Raw genomic sequence first — 2,464 nt, 5'->3', positions numbered from 1 at the left:
GTGCCATCGGCGGTAAAGGTGCCGTTCACGGTTTTGCCGTTGGCGGTGATGGAAACCCCGGTCTTGATGTTTTCGGGGGCCAGCTTGGCCGCTTCGGCCGCGGGCAGGCCCCCGCCGTTAAAAGTTAGGGCGTTCCCCGTGCGGTAACACACCACCACGGCCCCGGCCCGGAAGAACCCGGCCCACAGTGCGTCGCCGCCCACGGTGCGGGCGGTGCACCCGGTGCCGTTCACCCGGAAGGTATCTCCCGCCGCAAAATCCGCGGCGGCCACAAAGCGGATGTTGTTCCCGCTGCCGGTGAGGGTGTGCACCGTGCCGCTCTTTTTGTGGGTGTACAGGTTCACCCCGTCCCCGGCGGCTGCCGCCCCGATGGTCTGCGGTGTGAGGGCCAGCTGGGGCTGCCCATCCTCATCCAGTCGCAGCAGCAGGTTTGCAGCCGCTGCGGTCCAATTATCTCCCTGCTGTACCACCTCGCTGCTTACTCCCACTGATACATCCCGCAGGGCGGGGCTGCCGTCCCGGTTATACAGGGTCAGATAAACATTTCCGTCCGATTCATTCACTTTCAAATCACGAAACAAACGTGCCAAACAGGCCACCTCCCAAACAAAAAGCCAGCTTCTGCTGGCCGTTTTCAATTGCATTCAGATCGTTGTAAATTTGCAGCAGCATTCCCTCGATGCGCTCCAGATCCCGCCAGTCCCACACAAGGTCACCGGGCACAAAGGCGCGGGTGGCGTACTCCGGCCGGGGCTGCACTGCGGCGGCCAGCGCCGCCAGATTTTCTTCCACCCGGTTGAAGAACTCCGCCAGCGGAACCCCGTCCACGGTATAGTCCTGCATCTGGCCGTAGTCGGGCTTTTGGGTAATTGCCGCTGCCCGCTGCCGCAGATACAGCAGGTTGCCCCGGATGCGCTCATAGTCCGGGTCCAGGCGGAATGCGTCCTGCCCGTCCCAGGTCGTTTTCGGCGTTTGCCATGCCATGCGTTTCCCCTCCTTACGCAACTCGCCGGTAACGGAACACGGTGATGTAGGGCTGCAGGTTATTGTGGGCCTGCCCGCCGCCGTCCTGCCCCGTCCAGTAGCCATAGGGCCAGGATTCACCGGACAGACTATCCCGGATCAGGCAACCATGGCCGGATCCGACCGCACCCTCGTTGGACCATCTCATTTCATGGCTGTGCCTGGGCATTTCCGCAATGGTGAGGGTATGGTTGATTTCGCCGCCTTCTTTGTTCACGTCACTGAATTCGGGAATTCCCTTTGCGCGGCCCACCAGTACCCGGCCGGAACCGTACTCTTCCCATCGGCCGCCAAAATGCGCCTGGACGGCTTCGATGGTACTCAAATTAGCGCCGCTGCCTGTATCAGCCCACTCGAAAATGCTGCCCACCGGATACACAAAATCCAGAATGCCCAGATCAGCCAGCGTCCAGTTCAGATTGGCAGTACCGTCGAAGGCCCTGCCGGTTTTGCCAATGGTCAGGGTGCGGGCCGTGGCCAGCTGGGTGGCCGCACGGGCCGCGCCGGAAAAGCCGGAATTCGGATCCACCGCTGCCGCGCCAATCTCACCCAGAGTCCAACTCACATCGGCGCTGCCGTCGAAGGTCTTTTTGGTTCCGCCAATGGTCACGCCCCGGGCGGTTTGCAGCTTCACCGCGCTGTTGGCCGCGCCGCCCGCGCTGGAAGCGCCCGCGTATTTGTGGGTGTGGCCGGCTGTCGCCGCGCCGATGCCCGCTGCCGTCAGAGTTTTGGCCCCCACCACGCTGCCGTTCACATACAGAACCTGCCCGGTGGAAAAACCGCTCACCTGGGTGGTCTTACTCACCAGATTGGGGCCTGCCGGGCCGGTGGGGCCGGTGGCACCCTGCGGCCCTTGGGGGCCGGTAGGGCCAGTTGCACCCCGTGCACCGGCCGGGCCCTGCTCACCGGTATCTCCTTTTGGGCCCTGGGGACCGGTCTCACCTTGCGGGCCAGCGGGGCCGGTGTCCCCCTTCGGCCCTTGGGCACCGCTGGGCAAGATCAGATTCAAAGTGGCGGTTGTGCCGCTTTTGGATATGCTGGCAGCGGCGGTGCTGCCGCTGACCACGGTACCGATCTTCATGGTTTGTATCGCTGCGTTCCAGAGACTGCGCTCCGCCGCTGTGATGTGTTTTACGGTATCACTCACATGGGCGAACGCCGCATTCCAGTTATTCAGCAACGTCTGGGTGATGCTGCCCAGCAGAGATAGATTTCCGTGGCTGTGCTTTTTGCTCACCGCATCCGCCAGACTGGCTTCGGTCTGGGTGTAGCTGTCCAGCAGCGTCTTGTTTGCGTGACTGTGGCGGGCGGCGGTGTTGGAAGCCACAGTGGTTTTGGTGGAGGCAAGGTCAGCCGCCAGCGCCTTGCCCTTGTTGCCCGGGTAGGCGGTGGAAGAGGTCTCGCCCAGCGCAAGGCTCTTACTGATCTCCACATAGGCCGA

Annotated in this window: 3 protein-coding genes; all 3 read right to left on the bottom strand. The window is 62.9% G+C overall.

Annotated features, from left to right (window positions below; translation table 11 throughout):
* Window positions 1-590 (bottom strand): hypothetical protein (locus tag EDD77_RS17825; protein WP_132587465.1); only part of this gene is annotated, 590 nt, incomplete at its 3' end.
* A complete protein-coding gene (locus tag EDD77_RS17820) occupies window positions 571-984 on the bottom strand; it encodes a hypothetical protein (protein ID WP_058965673.1) in 414 nt (137 codons plus the stop codon). The genes EDD77_RS17820 and EDD77_RS17825, both read right to left, overlap by 20 nt.
* 13 nt (window positions 985-997) lie before the next feature.
* On the bottom strand, window positions 998-2,464 hold a 1,467-nt coding region (locus tag EDD77_RS18730), incomplete at its 5' end, for a phage baseplate protein (protein WP_394345351.1).

This window comes from Allofournierella massiliensis (genome assembly GCF_004345265.1).
Lineage (GTDB): Bacteria > Bacillota > Clostridia > Oscillospirales > Ruminococcaceae > Allofournierella > Allofournierella massiliensis.
This window is presented reverse-complemented; position numbering and strand designations above follow the sequence as displayed.

Excerpts from the sequence above, each read along its gene's own strand:
- EDD77_RS17820 (WP_058965673.1), bottom strand. The coding sequence starts at position 984 with ATGGCATGGCAAACGCCGAAAACGACCTGGGACGGGCAGGACGCATTC.